This is a genomic window from Glycomyces terrestris (assembly GCF_003933745.1).
Classification (GTDB): domain Bacteria; phylum Actinomycetota; class Actinomycetes; order Mycobacteriales; family Micromonosporaceae; genus Glycomyces; species Glycomyces terrestris.
The window spans coordinates 1-19,224 of the sequence record NZ_RSEB01000001.1 but is presented as its reverse complement, the minus strand read 5'-3'; the positions used below and the strand labels follow the sequence as shown (position 1 = coordinate 19,224).

18 protein-coding genes are annotated in these 19,224 nt (G+C 74.7%); 8 read left to right on the top strand and 10 right to left on the bottom strand.

Annotated elements, in window-relative coordinates; all coding sequences use genetic code 11:
• Position 1: 1 nt before the first annotated feature.
• Entirely contained in the window at positions 2–1,372 is a 1,371-nt protein-coding gene (locus tag EIW28_RS00090) for an alpha/beta hydrolase family protein (RefSeq protein WP_125245702.1), read from the bottom strand.
• 132 nt (positions 1,373–1,504) lie between these two features.
• Positions 1,505–2,131, bottom strand: a complete 627-nt coding sequence (gene folE / locus EIW28_RS00085) for a GTP cyclohydrolase I (protein ID WP_125245701.1) — start codon at positions 2,129–2,131, stop codon at positions 1,505–1,507.
• Between the two features lie 90 nt (positions 2,132–2,221).
• On the opposite strand from folE, the gene EIW28_RS00080 reads away from it, so the two are divergent.
• Entirely contained in the window at positions 2,222–2,872 is a 651-nt protein-coding gene (locus EIW28_RS00080) for a helix-turn-helix domain-containing protein (RefSeq protein ID WP_125245700.1), read from the top strand.
• Positions 2,873–2,887: 15 nt separating this feature from the next.
• On the opposite strand, the gene EIW28_RS00075 is transcribed toward EIW28_RS00080, so the two are convergent.
• Positions 2,888–3,445 carry a TetR/AcrR family transcriptional regulator gene (locus EIW28_RS00075; RefSeq protein ID WP_125245699.1) on the bottom strand — a complete coding sequence of 186 codons (558 nt, stop codon included), beginning with the start codon at positions 3,443–3,445 and terminating at the stop codon, positions 2,888–2,890.
• Between the two features lie 93 nt (positions 3,446–3,538).
• Between EIW28_RS00075 and EIW28_RS00070 the strand changes: the two genes are divergently transcribed.
• Positions 3,539–4,381: an alpha/beta fold hydrolase gene (locus EIW28_RS00070; protein ID WP_125245698.1), complete on the top strand. Its 843-nt coding sequence runs from the start codon at positions 3,539–3,541 to the stop codon at positions 4,379–4,381.
• A 59-nt stretch (positions 4,382–4,440) separates the two neighbouring features.
• Here EIW28_RS00070 and EIW28_RS00065 read toward each other — a convergent pair whose 3' ends face one another.
• The 4 genes from EIW28_RS00065 to EIW28_RS00050 form a co-directional block, all read right to left on the bottom strand.
• Positions 4,441–4,860: an arsenate reductase ArsC gene (locus tag EIW28_RS00065; protein WP_125246661.1), complete on the bottom strand. Its 420-nt coding sequence runs from the start codon at positions 4,858–4,860 to the stop codon at positions 4,441–4,443.
• Between the two features lie 20 nt (positions 4,861–4,880).
• Positions 4,881–5,936, bottom strand: coding sequence for an ACR3 family arsenite efflux transporter (gene arsB / locus EIW28_RS00060; protein WP_125245697.1), 1,056 nt, complete (start codon positions 5,934–5,936; stop codon positions 4,881–4,883).
• Positions 5,933–6,304: an ArsR/SmtB family transcription factor gene (locus EIW28_RS00055; RefSeq protein ID WP_125245696.1), complete on the bottom strand. Its 372-nt coding sequence runs from the start codon at positions 6,302–6,304 to the stop codon at positions 5,933–5,935. Before EIW28_RS00055 ends, arsB begins: the two co-directional genes overlap by 4 nt.
• A gap of 177 nt (positions 6,305–6,481) precedes the next feature.
• On the bottom strand, positions 6,482–7,972 hold the full coding sequence (locus EIW28_RS00050) for an FAD-dependent oxidoreductase (RefSeq protein WP_125245695.1): 1,491 nt from the start codon (positions 7,970–7,972) through the stop codon (positions 6,482–6,484).
• A gap of 106 nt (positions 7,973–8,078) precedes the next feature.
• On the opposite strand from EIW28_RS00050, the gene EIW28_RS00045 reads away from it, so the two are divergent.
• The 3 genes from EIW28_RS00045 (at position 8,079) to EIW28_RS00035 (ending at position 9,614) form a co-directional block, all read left to right on the top strand.
• On the top strand, positions 8,079–8,438 hold the full coding sequence (locus tag EIW28_RS00045; protein WP_125245694.1) for an ArsR/SmtB family transcription factor: 360 nt from the start codon (positions 8,079–8,081) through the stop codon (positions 8,436–8,438).
• Positions 8,439–8,552: 114 nt separating this feature from the next.
• On the top strand, positions 8,553–9,155 hold the full coding sequence (locus EIW28_RS00040; protein ID WP_125245693.1) for a maleylpyruvate isomerase family mycothiol-dependent enzyme: 603 nt from the start codon (positions 8,553–8,555) through the stop codon (positions 9,153–9,155).
• 192 nt (positions 9,156–9,347) lie between these two features.
• Positions 9,348–9,614 (top strand): hypothetical protein, encoded by a 267-nt coding sequence (locus tag EIW28_RS00035; RefSeq protein WP_125245692.1) that lies wholly within the window; start codon positions 9,348–9,350, stop codon positions 9,612–9,614.
• 49 nt (positions 9,615–9,663) lie between these two features.
• Here EIW28_RS00035 and EIW28_RS00030 read toward each other — a convergent pair whose 3' ends face one another.
• A complete protein-coding gene (locus tag EIW28_RS00030; RefSeq protein WP_125245691.1) occupies positions 9,664–10,077 on the bottom strand; it encodes a tautomerase family protein in 414 nt (137 codons plus the stop codon).
• A 141-nt stretch (positions 10,078–10,218) separates the two neighbouring features.
• On the opposite strand from EIW28_RS00030, the gene EIW28_RS00025 reads away from it, so the two are divergent.
• The gene (locus EIW28_RS00025; RefSeq protein ID WP_125245690.1) at positions 10,219–11,184 is read left to right on the top strand and encodes a sigma-70 family RNA polymerase sigma factor; all 966 of its coding nucleotides are present in this window, start codon (positions 10,219–10,221) and stop codon (positions 11,182–11,184) included.
• 56 nt (positions 11,185–11,240) lie between these two features.
• Here the strand turns inward: EIW28_RS00025 and EIW28_RS00020 are convergent, their stop codons facing one another.
• Positions 11,241–12,803 (bottom strand): MFS transporter, encoded by a 1,563-nt coding sequence (locus EIW28_RS00020; RefSeq protein ID WP_125245689.1) that lies wholly within the window; start codon positions 12,801–12,803, stop codon positions 11,241–11,243.
• A 110-nt stretch (positions 12,804–12,913) separates the two neighbouring features.
• On the opposite strand from EIW28_RS00020, the gene EIW28_RS00015 reads away from it, so the two are divergent.
• Both EIW28_RS00015 and EIW28_RS00010 read left to right on the top strand, forming a co-directional pair.
• The gene (locus EIW28_RS00015) at positions 12,914–16,138 is read left to right on the top strand and encodes a BTAD domain-containing putative transcriptional regulator (protein ID WP_125245688.1); all 3,225 of its coding nucleotides are present in this window, start codon (positions 12,914–12,916) and stop codon (positions 16,136–16,138) included.
• A 311-nt stretch (positions 16,139–16,449) separates the two neighbouring features.
• The gene (locus EIW28_RS00010; protein WP_125245687.1) at positions 16,450–18,102 is read left to right on the top strand and encodes a PHP domain-containing protein; all 1,653 of its coding nucleotides are present in this window, start codon (positions 16,450–16,452) and stop codon (positions 18,100–18,102) included.
• 29 nt (positions 18,103–18,131) lie between these two features.
• Here the strand turns inward: EIW28_RS00010 and EIW28_RS00005 are convergent, their stop codons facing one another.
• Positions 18,132–19,007, bottom strand: a complete 876-nt coding sequence (locus EIW28_RS00005; RefSeq protein ID WP_125245686.1) for an alpha/beta fold hydrolase — start codon at positions 19,005–19,007, stop codon at positions 18,132–18,134.
• Positions 19,008–19,224: the final 217 nt, after the last annotated feature.

The window sequence follows — 19,224 nt, the reverse complement described above, 5'->3', positions numbered from 1 at the left end:
CTCAGGCGTACTCGGTCAGCGGCCCGTACCGCGCCAGTTCCGACGCCAGATCGGTCGGGACGGCGCGGAGGGCCGCGTCGAGGAACACGCCGGTGGCCTCGGCGGTGGCGCGCAGGCCCTCCCGGCGGTCGGCGGCGCCCAGGACCGACGGCAGCGGCGGGAAGTACAGGGCCGCGTCGGTGAACGAGAAGTGGCCCGCGCCCGGCAGCTCGATCCGCAGCCGCTCGCCGGTGCCGGCCTCCAGGGCCCGGTCGAGCTCCGGCAGGTAGTCGGGGTTCCGGTCCGCGGAGACGGGGCTGACGATCGACAGCGCGGGCTGGCCGAACGGCCCCGGCGGCAGCGACGGCTCCAGGCCGCCGTCGAGGTGGACCACGGCGTCGAAGCGGGGGTCGGCGGCCGCCGTCGCGAGCGCCGCGGCCGCGCCCCGCGAGTGGCCGGCCACCGCGGCCCGGCCGGCGTCGACCCGGCCCGCCAGCGGCTCCGGCACCGCGCCGTCCTCCACCTGCGAGAGCACGAAACTGAGGTCGGCGGTGCGCATCCCGAGGTTCTCGCGGTTCGCCCGCGCGGCCTCGGCCTCGGTCGCCGGCACCGTGTTGCGGCCGGCGACCGGTTCGTCGCCGACGACCGTGACCGCGGCGTCGAAGGTGTGGTCGACCGTGACCACCACATAGCCGCGGCTCGCCCACTCCTCGGCGAGGACGGTGTTCGCCGTGCGCGTCGCCGACAGCCCGGGGGAGAACACCACCACCGGGTACCGCTCGGTCCCGGCCGCGGGCGCGCCGAACACCGCGTGCGACCGCGCGGTCGCGGTGTCCGCCACCAGGAACGGCGGGATGCCGAAGAACTCGGCCGAGGACTCGGTGACGAGCCGCGACTCCGCCGCCGTCTCCCGCCCCGCGAAGGCGCGCTCGGCGCCGGGCGCCGCCTCGGCCGGGTACCAGAACTGCGCCACGATCACCCGGCGGTCGTCCGGATCGGCGGTGAACGGCTCGGGCCGCGCCTCGTCCGTCCACTCCACCACCGCGGCGCCGACCGCGAAGGGCCCGGTCGGCTCGGGGTACACCGCCACCGGCATCGCCCAGGACGCGACCGGCGTCGCGGCCACCAGGCCCGCGCACCCGGCCGTGCCCGCGACCGCCGCCCACCGCCGCACCCGCCGCCGCGTGCACACCCGCGCCGCGCAGGCGATCGCTGCCGCCGCGAGCATCGGCGCCGCCTGCCACCGCAGTCCGGTGAACCCCAGCACGACCGCGGCGACCGCGACGGCGACGAGCGCGCTCGCGAACACCGGCCGGCGGGCGCCCCTCGGCAGCCAGTACGCGGACACCGCCGCGGCGGCCGCGATCATCGCGACGATCTCGACGGGGGACATGCTCAGCCCCGCAACGGGTTCGGTCAACACGCCGGCGTCCAGTCCATCCGCCCATCATCGCCCGGCGTCGCCGCCCGCCTCGGCAATCCGGCCGACTTCCCGGGCCGCGCCTCCGCCGGACGGCCGACGCCGTCAGCACCCGGCGAGCGCGAGGAACTCCTGCCGCGAACTCGGATCGGTGCGCAGGCTGCCGAGCAGGGTCGAGGTCACCGTGCTCGAACCCGTCGCCAGCGCCCCGCGCAGCGTCATGCACGAGTGCTCGGCCCTGACCACGACCCCGACCGCCCTGGCGCCGAGGCGCTCCTGGAGCCAGTCGGCGGTCTGCTTCGTCAACCGCTCCTGCGTCTGCGGGCGGCACGCGAAGTGCTCGACCACCCGGGCGAGCTTGGAGAGGCCGAGCACGCGCTCCCCGGGCAGGTAGCCGACGCAGGCGCGGCCGGTGAACGGCAGCAGGTGGTGCTCGCAGATCGACCGGAACGGGATGTCGCGGGCCAGGACGAGCTCGTCGTAGCCCTCGTCGTTGGGGAAGGTCGTCAGGTTGAACGGGCGCGGGGTGAGCATCTCGGCCCAGGCCCGGGCCATCCGCCCGGGGGTCGCCCGCAGGTGCTCGGAGTCGTGCTGCATGCCCAGGGCCTTGAGGAACGCCGACGCCGCGGCCTCCGCCGCGACCAGGTCCGGTTCGAACGGCGCCTCGCCGCCGGTGAGCGGGTCGAGGCCGCGAGCGGGGTCCGGGGCGGTCTCCGGTGCGGTGGTGGGCATGCCGCTTCCCTTCTAAAGACAACGATGATTGTTTTTAGTCTCGGAGCCCGACCGGTATTTGTCAAGATTCATTGGTGGTAGATTCGCCGCATGGACGAGGCTGCGCCCCGCAGGGCGGCTTGGGACCCGGACGTGCTGTCGAACCCATTGCGGCGCAAGGTCTTCGACTACGTCTCGACGCAGTCCGGGCCGGTCCGGCGGGACGAGGTGGCCGCCGCGGTCGCGATCAGCCGGACCCTCGCGGCCTACCACCTCGACCGCCTCGCCGACGCCGGCCTGCTGACCACCGGCTACGCCCGCCCCGAAGGGCGCGGCGGGCCCGGGGCCGGACGCCCCGCGAAGCAGTACGCGCCGGCGCGGGACGAGGTCTCGCTCACCATCCCGCCGCGCGACTACGGCCTCCTCGCCGAGATCCTCGCCGACGCCGCGGCCGCCGCCGACTCGCCGGCCCTGCGCGAAGCCCTGACCGCCGCCGCCGAGCGGCGGGGCCGCGCCGTCCCCGCCGGCGACCTGCTCGGCGCGCTGGCCGACCGCGGCTACGAGCCCGACCGCACCGACCGCGGCGACATCGAGCTGCGCAACTGCCCGTTCCACCGGATCATGCGGCAGGAGACGGCCCTGGTCTGCGGCATGAACCGGGCGTTCCTGCGCGGCGTGCTCGCATCCCGCGGCGCCGACCCCGACCGCGCCGACCTCGCCCCCGGCCCCGGCCGCTGCTGCGTGGTCATCCACCCGGACTGACCCCGCCGCCGCGGGTCAGCCGGTGTTGTCCAGCAGGAACTCGGCCGCCGCCCGGGCCTGGCGGGCCGGTTCGGACGAGGCGGCGATCGCGGTGTTGGTCATGGCCCCTTCGAAGAGCAGGAAGATCGAGTCGGCGACCCATTCGGGCCTGCCCGCCGCGGCGGCCATGGCGTGGATCGCGCCGTGCATCCCGCTCTTCTGGTGCCGGACGGCGGCGGTGATCCGCTCCGAGGAGGCGCCGTGCTCGGCGTAGGCGTTGATGAAGGCGCACCCGCGGAACCCCGGGCTCCCCGACGAGTCGGCGATCCAGTCGAACACGGCCAGCACCTGCCGCTCGGGGGTGTCCTGCCGCGCCGTGTACGCCGTGATCTCGGCGGTGAGGGTCGCGTCGCGCCACTGGAGGACCGCCTCGATGAGCGCCTCCTTGGATTCGAAGAGCTGGTAGAGCCGCTTGAGGGAGACGCCGGCGGCGGCGCGCAGCTCGTCCATGCCGACCGCGTGCGTGCCCTTGGCGTAGAACAGCCGGTCAGCGGCCTCGAGCACCTGGTCCCGAACGGGCGTGTCCTGTGTCATATCGCAAAATCCTTGCCGCGAGAACGAACGTTCTCTACCGTAGCAAGTATACCGGAGAACGACCGTTCTCCACGATTCGAGAGGACCACGGCCATGGGCACCATCAAGGTCGGCACCGAGAACAGCACTCCGATCGAGCTCTACTACGAGGACCAGGGCACGGGGCAGCCGGTCGTCCTCATCCACGGCTACCCGCTCAACGGCCACAGCTGGGAGCGGCAGACCCGCGAGCTCCTCGACGCCGGCTACCGCGTCATCACCTACGACCGCCGCGGCTTCGGCCGGTCGAGCAAGGTCGGCACCGGCTACGACTACGACACCTTCGCCGCCGACCTCGACACGGTCCTCACCGAGCTGGACCTGCGCGACGTCATCCTCGTCGGCTTCTCCATGGGCACCGGCGAACTCGCCCGCTACGTCAGGAACCACGGCCACGACCGCGTCGCGAAGCTCGCCTTCCTCGCCTCGCTCGAGCCGTTCCTCGTCCAGCGCGACGACAACCCCGAGGGCGTCCCGCAGGAGGTCTTCGACGGCATCGCCGCGGCCGCCCGCGGCGACCGCTACGCCTGGTTCACCCAGTTCTACAAGGACTTCTACAACCTCGACGAGAACCTCGGGACCCGCATCAGCCAGGAGGTCGTCACCGCCAACTGGAACACCGCCACGACCTCGGCGCCCGTCGCCGCCTACGCGGTCGTCTCCTCCTGGATCGAGGACTTCCGCCCCGACGTCGAGGCCGTCCGCGCCGCCGCCAAGCCGACCCTGATCCTGCACGGCACCGAGGACCACATCCTGCCGATCGACGCCACCGGGCGCCGCTTCCACCAGGCCGTCCCCGACGCCGAGTACGTCGAGGTCGAAGGCGCCCCGCACGGGCTCCTGTGGACCCACGCCGCCGAAGTCAACGAAGCCCTGCTCGCCTTCGTCAAGGGCTGACCGATGAGCGGGGCCCGGGACGCGACGCGTCCCGGGCCCCTCGTGTGCTCGACGAGCGCTCACGCCTTGGCGCCGCCCTCCGGAAGCAGCTCCGCGATGAGCGCCTCGACCCGGGCCCTGATCTCGTCGCGGATGGGCCGCACGGCCTCGACGCCCTGCCCGGCCGGGTCGTCGAGGACCCAGTCGAGGTACCGCTTCCCGGGGAAGACCGGGCACGCGTCGCCGCAGCCCATCGTGACGCACACGTCGGACGCCTCGACCGCGTCGACCGTGAGGAGCTTGGGCCGCTGGTCGGCGATGTCGACGCCGACCTCCCGCATGGCCTCGACGGCGGCGGGATTCACCCGGTCGCCGGGGGCCGACCCGGCCGACCGGACCTCGATCCGGTCCCCGGCCAGGTGCCGGAGCCATCCGGCGGCCATCTGGGAGCGGCCGGCGTTGTGGACGCAGACGAAGAGCACGGACGGCTTGTCGGGCATGGCATTCCTTTGCGGTCGGGTCATGACGTGACGGTTGCGGTTGCGGGAGTAGGGAAGCGGCGACGCGCCCGCAGGCTCACGTACACCAGGCCCACCAGGACCGGGACTTCGATGAGCGGGCCGACGACGCCGGCGAGCGCCTGGCCGGAGGTCGCGCCGAAGGTCGCGATCGCGACCGCGATGGCGAGTTCGAAGTTGTTGCCCGCGGCCGTGAACGCGAGCGTCGCGGTGCGCTCGTAGCCCAGGCCGAGGGCCCGGCCCAGCGCGAAGGCCCCGGCCCACATGAGCCCGAAGTACGCCAGCAGCGGCACCGCGATGCGCACGGCGTCGAGCGGTCGGGCGAGGATCGCCTCGCCCTGGAGCGCGAAGAGCACGACGATGGTGAACAGCAGCCCGTACAGCGCGAACGGCCCGATCCGCGGCAGGAACCGCTCCTCGTACCACGCGCGGCCCCGGCGCCGCTCCCCGAGGCGCCGCGTCAGGTACCCCGCGGCCAGCGGCACGCCGAGGAACACCGCCACGTTCAGCGCGATCTCCCAGCCGGAGACCTCCAGCCCGGTCGCGTCGAGCCCGAGCCAGCGAGGCAGGGCGTCGAGGTAGAACCAGCCGAGCGCCCCGAACGCGGCGACCTGGAAGACCGAGTTCAAGGCGACGAGCACGGCGGCGGCCTCCCGGTCGCCGCAGGCGAGGTCGTTCCAGATGACGACCATCGCGATGCACCGGGCGAGGCCCACGATGATCAGGCCCGTCCTGAACTCGGGCAGGTCCGCGAGGAAGACCCAGGCGAGGGTGAACATGAGCAGCGGGCCGGCCAGCCAGTTCAGTGCGAGCGAGGCGACCAGCAGGCGCTTGTCGGCGGTGACCGTGTCGAGCCGGTCGTAGCGGACCTTCGCCAGGACCGGGTACATCATGAGCAGCAGCCCGGCGGCGATCGGCAGGCTGATGCCGCCGACCTGGACCGCGTTGAGCGCCTTGCCGAGCACGGGCGCCCAGTGCCCGAGCGCGATCCCGGCGAGCATGGCCGCGCCGATCCACGCCGGCAGGAACCGGTCGAGCGTCGACAGCCTCGGGCTCATGCGCCGGCCCGCCGGGGGACCGAGAGCACCGTGGAGAGCAGGTCGAGGGCGGCGGGTTCGGCGCGGTAGTACACCCAGGTGCCGCGCCGCTCGGAGGCCACCAGGCCGGACTCGCGCAGGACCTTGAGGTGGTGGGAGACCGTGGGGGCCGAGACCGCGAAGGCGTCGGTCAGGTCGCACACGCACGCCTCCCCGCCCTGGTGGGAGGCGATGAGCGAGAGGAGCCGCAGCCGGATCGGGTCGCCCAGGGCCTTGAACGAGGGCGCGAGCCGCTCGGACTGCTCGGCCGTGAGCGGCTCGCTCACCAGCGGGGTGTGGCAGTCGGCCGCGGCGAGCGGCAGCGGGGTCCGGGCGGGCTGATTCGACATGCGTCTACTTTTACAGGAATCGAATCAGCCCGCCACCACCGCCCCGCCCGCAGTCCACGTCCCGGAGCGTTCGCCGGCGCCGACCAGGCGTCCGACGCCGCTCCGCGGCCTCGGCGGCATCCGAACGCCGCCCGAAGTTCACCGCGGGTTCGCCGAGCCGGGAGGCGGCCCGGCGCGTCAGCCGCAGCAGCCGCCGCCCGCGTTGAGCTGCGGGAGCTCCCGGCGCTCGCCGGCGCGGCCGTGCAGCACGCCGGTGGCGAGGCCCCGGGCGCCGACGGCAACCGGTTCGGGCGTCCCGCACCCCGCCGAGGCGGCCCCTTCAGTGCCGCGACCGGAGTCGGCGGTGCCGCAGCAGCCGCCGGCCTCGCCCGCGTCGGCGATCGAGGTGGCTTCGAGCGAGCGCGACGAGGAGCAGACGCCGGTCTCGGGCAGGTCGAGTTCGACCTTGTCGGCGGCCTCGCGGTCGCCGGCGAGGGCCGCGGCGACGGAGCGGACCTGTTCGTACCCCGTGGCGAGCAGGAACGTCGGGGCGCGGCCGTACGACTTCATGCCGACCAGGTAGAAGCCGTCGTCCGGCTGGGCGAGGTCGGCCTCCCCGTGCGGCGGCACGGTGCCGCAGGAGTGGAAGTTCGGGTCGATGAGCGGCGCGAGCTTGGCGGGCGCTTCGACCGTGGCGTCGAGGTCGAGCCGGATCTCGCGCAGCATCTCCAGGTCCGGGCGGAACCCGGTCGCGGCCGCCACCTGGTCGGCCTCGATGACGTGCTCGACGCCGCCGATGCTGCCGGCCACCGCGACCGAGCCGTCCGGGCGGGTCGTGAAGCGGTCGACGGTGAACCCGGTGACCAGTTCGATCGCGCCGGCCTCGACCAGTTCGCGCAGCCGCGTGCCGATCGTGCCCCGCGCCGGCAGCGCGTCGGCCGCGCCGCCGCCGTACAGCCGGGCCGGCGAGTCGCCGCGGATCGCCCACGTGACCGCGGTGCCCGGCTCCCGCTCGGCGAGCCGGGCCAGGTTCAGCAGCGTGTTCGCCGCCGAGTGCCCCATGCCGACGACCAGGGTCCGCTTGCCCGCGAACCGGTCCCGCTCGGCGCCGAGCACGTCGGGGAGCGGCCCGGCCGCCCATGCGGCCGCGTGGTCCTCGCCGGGGGCGGCGAGCCCGTGCGCGCCGAGCGGGTTGCGCCGGCCCCAGGTGCCGGAGGCGTCGAGGACCGCGTCGACCACGAGGTCGGACCATGCGCCCTCGGTGTCGCGGGTGCGGACGAGGTAGGGGCGGCCCTCGCGGCCGATGGTGCGGGTCTTGTCCACGCCGAGCCGCGCGACGGCGGTGACGCGGCTGTCGTAGCGGAGATGCGGGGCCAGCTCCGGGGTCCGCGCCAGGGGCGCGAGGTAGTGCTCGATGAGCTCGGCGCCGGTGGGCAGCCCGTCGGGGTCGGGGGCGGTCCAGCCGTGCGATTCGAGCAGTCTCCTCGCGGCGGCGTCGATGTCGAACCGCCACGGCGAGAACAGGCGCACGTGTCCCCATTGGCGGATCGCGTCGGCCGGGCCGCTCCCGGCTTCGAGCACGATCGGCGTCAGGCCGCGCTCGAGCAGGTGTGCGGCGGCCGCGAGGCCGACCGGGCCGGCGCCGATGACGGCGACGGTCTGGACGGGTCTGGTGACGGGGTCGGACATGACGGGCTCCTGTGCGTTCGGGGAGGCGACCACCACGGTCGCATCAACTGATCTAACTAATATCAGTGAATGCTGTTGATAGCAAGTTCTGTGGTTTACTTGACGCATGAGCCGCACGATCGAACTCACCTTGACCGACGTGAGCGCCGGGCACTCCGACGCGTCGGTGATCGAGCACGCCAAAGACCTCGCGCCGCAGTTCAAGGCCCTCGCCGACGAGAACCGCCTCGCGATCGTCCTGCTCCTGTCCGAGCAGTCGCGCACCGTCCGCGAACTGACCGAGGCCACCGGTCTCGCCCAGACCCTCGTCTCCCACCACCTCGCGCCCCTGCGCGAGCTCGGCCTCGTCTCCGTGACCCCCAAGGGCCGCAGCAACGTCTACTCCCTGTGCTGCGAGGCCTTCTCCGCCCCGCTCCGCGCCCTCGCCGGCCTCTCGAACCCCGCCGAGCACGACGGCTGCTGCTGACGCCCGCCGACCGGGCCCCGCTCGGACCGGCGCGGGCCCGGACCTCCTCCGCGACCTGAGCGAGGACCGGCCCGGCCCGCAGACGGCGTACGGTGTCGGTGAAGGGGAGGACGAATGGGCGCCACGCAGCACCGGACACCGCTGGACGCGCGCGAGCGCGAGGACCTGTGCGACCTGCTGGCCGAGGTGGGACCGGACGCGCCGACGCTGTGCGAGGGCTGGACCGCGCTGGACCTCGCCGCGCACCTCGTGCTCCGCGAGCACTTCAACCGCTGGACGGACGCGAAGATGGCCGCGGCGAAGGCGAAGGGCCTTCCCGCCCTCGTCGACCGGCTCCGCGCCGGGGCCCCGCTCCTGCCGTGGTGCATTCCCGGGCTCCGCAGCCTCCTCAACGGCGCCGAGTACCTCATCCACCACGAGGACGTCCGCCGCGCCAACGGCCTCGGCCCCCGCGCCGGCCGCCCCGACCTCGACGAGGCCGCCTGGAAGACCAGCCGCCTCACCGCCTGGCGGGCCGCCCGGAAGATCCGCCCGCACGGCCTCGAACTGCGCACCCCCGACGGCCGCGCCCGCCACTTCGGGCCCGGCGGCGGCGCCGTCCTCACCGGCCGCCCCGTCGAACTCCTCCTCTACCTCAGCGGCCGCCGCGACGCCGCCGACACCCACCTCACCGGCGACCCCGAAGCCGTTGCGGCCCTGACGAACACCGGCGCCTGACCCGGCGAGGCCGACCGGCGGCCGCTCCGGGGACCGCCGATCCGCCCGTGAACACCGTCCTCGCGCTCGAACCGAAGGCCCTGTCGGATTTCCGATCGACGGAGGTGGCCCGTTCCCCCGACGTCTCCGCCCAGGCGTCCCTACGATCAGGCGAGCTTCCGGCTGGAGGCGTTCACGAACAGGGGGAACGGCATGACATCGACCGCTCGACGCACCGTCCGGGGCCTGGCGGTGCTCGCGCTCGCCGGCGGCATCGCGCTCACCGCGCCGGCGCCCGCGCAGGCCGGGGTGCTCGACTGCACCGGCTACCTCAGCGATCGGAAGTACATCGTCGGGCCGAGCGTCTACCTCGCCTGCGAGGAGGCGCAGGACTGGGACGGGCACCTGCGGTGCTTCGACCGGCTGGTGTCCATCCGCGTCCACCCGGCCCACGCCGACGAAGCCTGCCACCTGGTGTGACCCGGGACCGCGACGGGCCCGCGCCGGTCTCGGCGCGGGCCCGCGGTGCTCAGGCGTTCAACTGGGCGATCGCCTCGACGGCCTCCGGGTCGTCCGACTGGAGCCGGCCCTGGAAGCCCGCGGCGTGGAGCGGGTACCGGTTCATGAGGATGAGGGTCTCGTCGGTGTTCGCGATGCCCTGGTACGCGGTCCCGATCGCCTCGTTGACCGCCGAGGTCAGCTTGCGGCTGGCGTCGGTGCTGGCGAGTTCGGGCGCCTCGAGGAAGCCGACGATGCGCATCGGCTCGTCGCCGTAGAGCTCACCGTCGTAGGAGACGGCGTCGCCGCTGTACTCGCGCAGCCACACCTGGATCTCCGGCCGCATGTGGTACGCCTCGTCGATCGCGTCGGTGACCTCGCGCATCAGCCGGCGCTTCGCGTCGGGCGCGATGCCGGCGGGGGCTTCGATGAAGAACTGTGGCACGGGTGCCTCCTGGATCGGGGGCGCCGGGTCGGCGCCGCTCACCGGTACTGATACGACCGCCGCCCGGAACTCATCGCGGACCGATGAGTTCGCGCCCCCGCGCGGGTCAGTACCGGTGAGGAACGACGAAAGGGAGCACCCGTGGTCCAGACCCTGGTCGACGCCGAGGAGTTCACGCGGCTCACCGACCCGCACCGGCGCGAACTGCTCGCGCACTGCTACCGCATGCTCGGCTCGGCGCACGACGCGGAGGACGCCGTGCAGGACGCCTACCTGCGCGCCTGGCGCGCCTTCGACCGGTTCGAAGGCCGGTCGTCGCTGCGCACCTGGCTGTACCGCATCGCCACGCACGTGTGCCTGCGCGCGATCGAGCGCCGCGGCCGCCGGCCCCTCCCGGCCGGGCTCGGCGGCCCGAGCGCGGACCCCGAGGGGCCGCTCGAGTCGCCCCCGGCCGAGGTGCCGTGGCTCCAGCCGCTGCCGGACGCGCTGCTCGGCGGCGACCCCGCCGAGATCGCCGCGTCCCGGGAGGGCACGCGACTCGCGTTCACGGCGGCCCTCCAGCACCTGCCCGCCCGCCAGCGCGCGGTCCTGATCCTGCGCGACGTCCTCGACTGGCGCGCAGCCGAAGTCGCCGACCTCCTCGGCACCACCACCGCCGCGGCCAACAGCTCCCTGCAACGCGCCCGGGCCCGCCTGGCCCAGCTCGACCCCGCCGAACCGGTGCGCGAGCCGACCGATCCCGAGCGCCGAGAACTCCTCGACCGGTTCGTCGCCGCGTTCGAGCACAGCGACGCCGACGCCCTCACCCGCATCCTCCGCGCCGACGCCGCCCTGGAGATGCCCCCGTTCACGACCTGGTTCAGCGGCGCCGACGCCATCGCGCGCTTCATGCGAGCCCAGGGCTTCGCCGCCTGCGGCGGCGCCCCGATGCTCCGCACCGCCGCGAACGGCCAGCCCGCCTTCGCCTCCTATGAGCGGGCCGCGGACGGCGGCCGCCGCGCCCACGGCATCCACGTCCTCACCCTGACGGGCGCCGGCATCACCCGCATCACCTCGTTCCTGGACCCGACCCTGTTCCCCCGCTTCGGACTCCCGAGGCATCTCTGACCACATCGGACTCGGGCGCGTCCCTCGGTCAGGCCCGCCGAGGGACGCACCGGCGTTCACGCTCGATCGGCCTCGGAAGGCGACGGCTCCTCCGCGCTCCCGGCCGGCACGTGGCGCAGGAACACGACCACGGCGAGGGCCAGCGCCGCCACCACCGCTCCCGCGATGCCCGCCGCGAGGCTCAACCCGTTCGTGAACGCCTCCCGGGCCGACGCCAGCACCTCGAGGCGCATCGGATCCGGGAGGGCCCCGGCGGCGGACTCGGCGCCCGCCAAGGTGTCGAGCGCGGCGTCCCGCACCGCTTCGGGCGCGTCCGCCGGCAGGGCCCCGGCGAGGTCGCCCCGGTAGACGGCGGTGACCGCGCTGCCGAGCGCGGCGACGCCCAGCGCGATGCCCAGTTCCATGCCCGACTCGGACATCGCCGCGGCCGAGCCCGCCCGCTCCGGCGGCGCGGCGCCGACCACGAGGTCGGTGCCGAGGACCATCATCGGGCTGATGCCGGCGTACACCAGCGTGAAGCCGGCCGCGACCAGCGCGGCCCCGCCGGTCCCGTCGACCGCGGCGATCATGACGTAGCCGGGAACGGAGAGCAGCAGCGCGCCGCCGATGACGTACGCCGGGCGAATCCGCCTGGTGAGCACCGGCGTCAGCATCGCCGTCCCGATGAGGGCGGCGGCCGCGGGCAGCAGCAGGAGGCCGGCCCGCAGCGACGAGAGCCCGGCCACCGACTGGAGGTACTGCGTGATGAACAGGTACAGCCCGCCCATCAGCCCCAGGCCCAGGAGCAGCACCAGGATCGCCGCGCTGAACGCCCGGTCCGCGAACAGCCGCAGATCGAGGAGCGGATCGGCGGACCTGCGCTGGCGGATCGCGAACAGCGCTCCGACGACGAGGCCGAGGGCGACCGCCGCGCCCGCGACGCCGTCCGCGCCGTGTTCGGCGATTCGCTTGACGCCGTAGACCGCCGGCAGGATCGCCGCCAGGGACAGCAGGATGCTCACGAAGTCGATCCGGCCGGCGCCGGCGTCCCGGTACTCCGGCAGCAGGAACGGCGCCGCGGCCAGCAGCAGCGCCATCACCGGGACGGCGAGGAGGAACACCGTGCCCCACCGGAACCACTCCAGGAGCGCCCCGCCCAGGATCGGCCCCACCGCGGCGCCCAGCGACAGGCAGGTCGCCCAGGCGCCGAGGGCGGTCGCGCGCTGCCGCCGGTCCTTGAACATGTTCGTGAGCAGCGCCAGCGTCGAGGGCATCAGCGTGGCGCCGGTGACGCCGAGCAGTGCGCGGGCGGCGATCAGCGCCGCCGGAGTGGTCGCGAAGGCCGCGAGGACCGAGGCGGCCCCGAAGCCGGCCGCGCCGATCATCAGGAGCCGGCGGCGCCCGATGCGGTCGCCGAGCGAGCCCATGGTCAGCAGGAAGCCGGCGATCATGAACCCGTAGACGTCGACGATCCACAGCAGTTCGGCGCCGGTCGGCTCGAGGTCGGCGCTCAGGTGCGGCACGGCGAGGTTGAGGACCGTCACGTCGATCGCCAGCACGAGCGTGGGCAGCAGGAGCACCAGGAGCCCGAGCCACTCGCGGGGCCCGGCCTTCGGCACGGTCGGGGTCGTGGTCGTCATCGGAAGCCTTCCGGGAGTAGAGGAAGCGGACCCGACCGACTCTGCGCCGCGCCGCTCTCGGTCCGCTCTCCGTCCGCTCTCCGTCGGCCCGCCGCGCTACGGTGGCGTCCGTGCGATTCGGAGTGCTGGGCCCCCTGGAGGTGCGGACGGCCGACGGCCGCCCGGTCGCGGTCCCCGGGCTCAAGACGAGGACCCTCCTGGCGGCCCTCCTCGCCCGCGAAGGACACCCCGTCACCGCCGACCGCCTCACCGAGGACCTCTGGGGCGCCGAGGCACCGCCGAGCGACCCGGCCGGCGCCCTCCAGACCCGGATCTGGCAGCTGCGCAAGACCTTCGAGGACGCCGAACCGGGCGCCCGCGAACTCCTCCTGCTCGGCGACGGCGGCTATGCCCTGCGAACGGACCACCTCGACAGCACCCGGTTCACCTCGCTCACCGCCCGCGCCCGCGCCGCGCGCGATCCGCACGAGCGCATCGCCCTCCTGACCGAGGGCCTCGCCCTGTGGCGGGGCGCGGCGTTCGCCGGGCACAGCGACGCCGCATTCGCGCGGCCCGTCGCCGCCCGCCTGGAGGAGGCCCGGCTCACCGCCCTCGAAACCCTCGCCGAGGCCCGCCTCGACGCCGGCCGGCACCTCGACGCGGCGGACGAACTCCACGAGCTCGTGCTCCGCCACCCGCTGCGCGAGCGCCTCCGCGCCGTCCACATGCGAGCGCTCCACGCCGCCGGCCGCACCGGGGAGGCACTGGCCGAGTTCCAGGACCTGCGGACACGGCTCGCCGAGGAGCTCGGCCTCGACCCGAGCCCCGAGACGACCCGGCTGCACCGCCGGCTCCTGCACCAGCATGCCCCGGCGGCCGACCCGCCCGCGCCCCGCGGCAACCTGCCCGCGCCCGTGACGCCGCTGATCGGACGCGGGGACGACATCGCAGCGTTGCGCCGATCCCTCACCACCGCAAGGCAGGTGACCCTCACCGGCCCCGGCGGCGTCGGCAAGACCCGGCTCGCCGTCGAGACCGCGGCGCGCCTCGCGCCCGACTTCCCCGACGGCGCATGGCTGATCGAGCTCGCCGCCGTCACCGAAGCGGACGGCGCGACTGACGCGGTCGCCGAAGCCGCCATGGCCGCGCTCGGCATCCGGCCCGGCCCGGACGCCGCACCGGCCGACCGCCTCGCGACCGCCCTCCGCGACAAGCGACTCCTCCTCGTCCTGGACAACTGCGAGCACCTCCTCGACGCCGCCGCCGACCTCGCACTGACCCTGCTGCACCGTTGCCCCGACCTCCGCGTGCTCGCCACCGGCCGCGAACCCCTCGGCTTCCTCGGCGAAGAGGTCCGGACCGTCCCGCCGCTGGCGGTCCCCGCACCCGATCGCGAAGCCCCCGCCGACATCGCCCGCGCGAGCGCCGTCGAACTCTTCGTCGCCCGCGCCCGCGCCGCCGCACCCGGGTTCGACCTCCACGCCGGCAACGCCGCGCACGTCGCCGAGATCTGCCGCCGGCTCGACGGCCTCCCGCTCGCGATCGAACTGGCCGCCGCCCGCGTCCGCGCACTCGGCGCCCGCGAGGTCGCCGCCCGCCTCGACGACCGCTTCCGGCTCCTCGCGGCCGGACCCCGCGGCGCGGCCCCCCGGCACCAGACGCTCCGGGCGATGATCGACTGGAGCTGGAGCCTGCTCACCGATCCCGAGCGCGCCGTCCTCCGCCGCCTCGCCGTCCACAACGACGGATGCACCCTCGCCGCGGCCGAAGCCGTCTGCGGCGGCGGCGAAGCGGACGTGCCCGACCTGCTCCACCGGCTCGTCTCCCGCTCCCTCGTGACCGTCGACGACACCGGCGGCGCACCCCGCTACCGCCTCCTCGAATCCATCCGCGAGTACAGCCTCGCCCGCCTCGACGACGCCGGCGAGCGCACCGCGGCCCGCACCCGCCACCGCGCCCACTACCTGGACCTCGCCAAGCGCACCGCACCCCTGCTGCGCGGCCCCGGCCAGAGCGCAGCGCTCGCCGTCCTCGACGCGGAGGCGGCGAACCTCCGCGCCGCCCTGCACGCCGCGCTCGGGGACGACGCGATCGAGGACGCGCTCGACCTGGCGCTCGCGCTCACCTGGTACTGGTACCTGCGGGGCCGGCTCAGCGAAGGCCGCCGGCTCCTCGAAGCGGTCCTCGCCGCGGTGCCCGCCGGCCTCGACCGGTCGTCACCGGCGACCCGCGCCCGCGCCTGGAGCGCCGGGTTCGCCGCCCTCGTCGACGGCGAGGCCGACCCGGACCGCATCGCCCGCGTCAGCGACGCGCTCGACGCCGTCACCGACGCCGCCGAGCGGGCCCGCGTCCAGTGGTTCCTCGGCTTCACCCTCTTCGGCGTCGGCGCCCAGGACCAGAGCGAGGCCCTCATCGAGCAGGCCCTGACGGCCTTCGAACGCCTCGGCGACGACTGGGGCGCCGCCGCGGCCCTGAGCGTCCGGGCCAACCAGGCGCACGTCCGCGGCGACATCGCGGCACTCGAACGCGACGGCCGCCAAAGCGCGGCCCGGTTCGCGGCCCTCGGCGACCCGTGGGGCCGCCTCCAGACCGTCGAACCGGTTGCGGCGCTCGCGGAGATGTCGGGCGACTACGCCGAGGCGGCCCGACTCCACCGGGAGGGCCTGCGACTCGCCGAAGACCTCGGGCTGTGGCCCGAGGCGTCCTACCGGCTGGCGAGCATCGGCAACATCGCCATGCTCACCGGCGACTTCGCGACGGCCCGGGAGCACCACGACCGGGCCCTGCGCCTCGCCGCCGACCACGACTTCACCCCCGGGCGGATCCACGCCGAGATCGGCAGCGCCCTCGCCGCCCGCCGCGAGGGACGACTCGACGACGCCGAGACCCTCTTGCGCCGCGTCCTCCGCCGCCGGTCCACGGCCGGCTTCGACCCCGGCCACGCCCTCGTCCTCGCCGAACTCGGCTTCATCGCCGAAGCACGCGGCGACGCCGCCGCAGCGCTGCGCCTCCACCGCGAAGGCTGGAGGGCGGCGCACCGCTCCGGAGACCCGCGCGCCATGGCGCTGGCACTCGAAGGCACCGCCGGCGCGCACGCGCTCGCGGGCCGCCACCGCACCGCGGCCGCCCTCCTCGGCGCGGCGGCGAGCGCCCGCCAGACCGTCGGCACGCCCCTTCCCGCGGCCGAAGCCGCCGACGTCGACCGCACCACCCGCACCCTGCGCGACCACCTCGACCCCGACCAGTACCTGCGCGCCTACCGCCACGGCACCGGCCTCACCCCGGCCGAGGCGATGCGCCTCGCCCCCGACTGGAACCCGCCGGCCCCGCACCACACCGACAGCGCCCCGAGGTGAGACCGGAACAGCCCCAACCGAATCCGACCGCGCCCGCTGAGGGCTCCCGGAATCGACGCGGCGTCGCGGTCGGAAGCGCACCGCTCCGCGGCGGTGCCCCGGGCCTGGGCCGCCTCCGCGATCGCTCACCTGGGCCGGAGCGTGATCGGCCACCGCCGCCGCGACGGCGCGAGGCTCGCCCCGCCGCACCGCCGCGGCCACGCGAATTCACCTCCCGGACAGCGGCGGTTCGACCGCAGGTCCGCCGCAGGCACGAGGATCGGTTCCGCCCCGGCGCCATCGGCGGGGACGACGCCCACCCTGGAGGACTCATGACCGAACTCGAACCCGCCCCCGCCGGCACCGACCGCCGCGGCTTCCTGCGCGGCGCGGGCCTGGTCGGCGCCGGACTCGCCGGCGCCGCCGCGGCGGCCGCGACCGCCGCGCCCGCCGCCGCGCACGACCGCGAGCGCCGCGGCGGCTACCTGTGGCTCGCCGGCGACCACCACCTCCACAGCCAGTACAGCAACGACGCCATGTACCGCATCGACGACCAGGCCGTCCGCGCGATCGCCGGCGGCCTCGACTGGATCGCCATCACCGACCACGGCAACCAGCCCTTCGCCGCCCACAGCATCGCCCCGCAGCGCGAGGACCTCCTCGCCGCCCGCGAACGGCACGGCGAGAACCTGCTCATCTTCAGCGGCCTGGAGTGGAACATCCCCGCCGGCGAGCACACCACGCTCATGATGGCCCCCGGCGACCATGAGGCCGAAGTCCTCCAGGAGTTCGTGAACGCTTACGACGCCAACGTGGTCGGCGCCCGCGACGGCACGCCCGCCAACGAGGCCCTCGCGGTCGAGGCCCTCGCCCACCTGGGCGACGCCGTCGCCGACGGCCGCCTCGCCGACGCCCTCGTCCTCCCGAACCACCCCGCCCGCAAGGGCATCGACTCCCCGGCCGAGCTGCGCGCCTGGCAGGACGCCGCGCCCGGCATCGTCATCGGCTTCGAGGGCGCGCCCGGTCACCAGGCCGCCGGCCTGCCCGCGCCCGGCATGGCGCGCGGCCGCGGCCTCTACGACTCCAGCCCCGGCAGGCACTCGTTCCCCGGCTACCCGGCCGAGAGCTACCGCACCTGGGGCGGCTTCGACTGGATGACCGCCACCGTCGGCGGCGTGTGGGACAGCCTCCTGTCCGAGGGCCGCAAGTGGTGGATCACCACCACCTCGGACGGCCACCAGGCGTGCGGCGACTGGGTGAAGAACCCGGTCGACCCGCTCGACCAGACCGGGTACGACACCATCCCCTACAACGAGGACGGCGACACGTTCGACTCCACCGGCGTCTACCCGCCGCCGGTCGGCACGGGCCGGCCCGTCGCCGAGTACTCCTCGTTCCCGCCCGGCGCCTACAACAAGACCTGGGTCGGCGCGAGCGACTTCACCCACCGCGCCGTCATGAAGGCCATGCGCGCCGGACGCATGTGGGTGTGCTTCGGCGACCTCGTCGCCGGCCTCGACACGCGCCTGCGCGTCAAGGGCCGCCGCGGCTCCCGCCACGAGGCCGTCCTCGGCGGCACCCTCGCCGTCCGCGCCGGCACCGAAGTGGAGCTGAGCGTCAAGATCGACCTCGCCGACCGCGTCAACCACGCCGGGCTCCTGCCGCGGCTCGCGCGCGTCGACGTCATCGCCGGCAAGGTCACCGGGCCCGCCGCGGACCCGAACACCCTGTACGCGCCCGAGACCAGGGTCGTCGAGTCCTGGGACGTGGCGGGGGAGACCGGCTCGATCGAGCTCGTCCACACCTTCACCGTCGAAGCGGGCATGTACGTGCGCGTGCGCGGCACCGACGGCAAGCGCAGCCAGCCCGGCTACCTCGGCGCCGACGTCGACCCGGCCGGCCCCGCGCTCGACGTCCCCGGCGAGGTCGACCCCTGGGAAGACCTCTGGTTCTACACCAACCCGATCTTCGCCGAACTCAAGTAGCGGCCCTTCCGCCGCCGCACGAGACCGCGTCAGGAGTTGTCGAGCACGAACGCGCGCATGAGGGCCGCGCACTCGGGGGCGTGCGTCTCCAGGAGCAGGTGGCCGCCGTCGAGGATGTGGGCGTCGGCGCGGTCGAGGGCGCGGAGGTAGGCCAGGACCTCCTCGACGTCGAAGAACGGGTCGTGCCGGCCCCACAGCACGAGCGCCGGCGGCTGGTGGGCCCGGTGGTACGCGGCGAGTTCGTCGAAGCGGGCGGTGTGGCTCGCGTAGTCGGTGAACAGCGCGAACTGCGCCTCGATGTTCCCGGGCCGGCGCATGCGCTCCCAGTCGAGGTGCCAGGACTCGGGGGCGTGGAGCTCCCGCAGCCGCTCGGGCAGGCCGCCGAGGTACTGCTCGCGCGTGCCCTCGAAGTCGAGCCACTCCGGGAGGGCGGCGCGCGTGGTCTCGTTCGGATCGGCCCAGTACGCCTTGGCGGTGTCCCACTGCCCGCCGAGGCCCTCGGGGTGCGCGTTCCCGTTCTGGACGATGAGGCCGCGGATGCGGCCCGGGTCGCGGGTGGCGAGGTGGTAGCCGACGGGCGCGCCGAAGTCGTGCAGGTACACGAAGAATCGCTCGACGCCGAGCCGGTCGAGGAGGCGCTCGACCGTGCGCGAGAGGTTCGCGAAGGTGTACTCGTACTCGCCGACCCCGGGGGAGGAGGACATCCCGAACCCGGGGAGGTCCGGCGCGATGACGTGCGCCGCGTCCGCGAGCACCGGCATCACGTCCCGGAACGTGTGCGACGAGCTCGGGAACCCGTGCAGCAGCAGCACCGCCGGCAGGCCCGGCGCCCCCGCCTCGCGGTAGGCCACCTCCAGCCCGTCGATGTCGGCGCGGCGGTGGCGGACCTTCCAGATCGTCGGCATGCGGGCCTCCTGCGGTCGTCGGGCGGACGTCGCCGGTAGCAGTGCCCCGAAACCGCGCGGTCATTCCTCCGGCGCCGGCGGGACGACGCACCGAACGGCCGGGCGCGGTGCCCGGCCGTTCGGCTCTGGGGGAGAGGGTCAAGGGGTCCCTCAGGTGATGGTCCAGCGTTGGTTGGTGCCGGCGTGGCAGCTCCACAGCTGGACCAGGGCCGCGTTC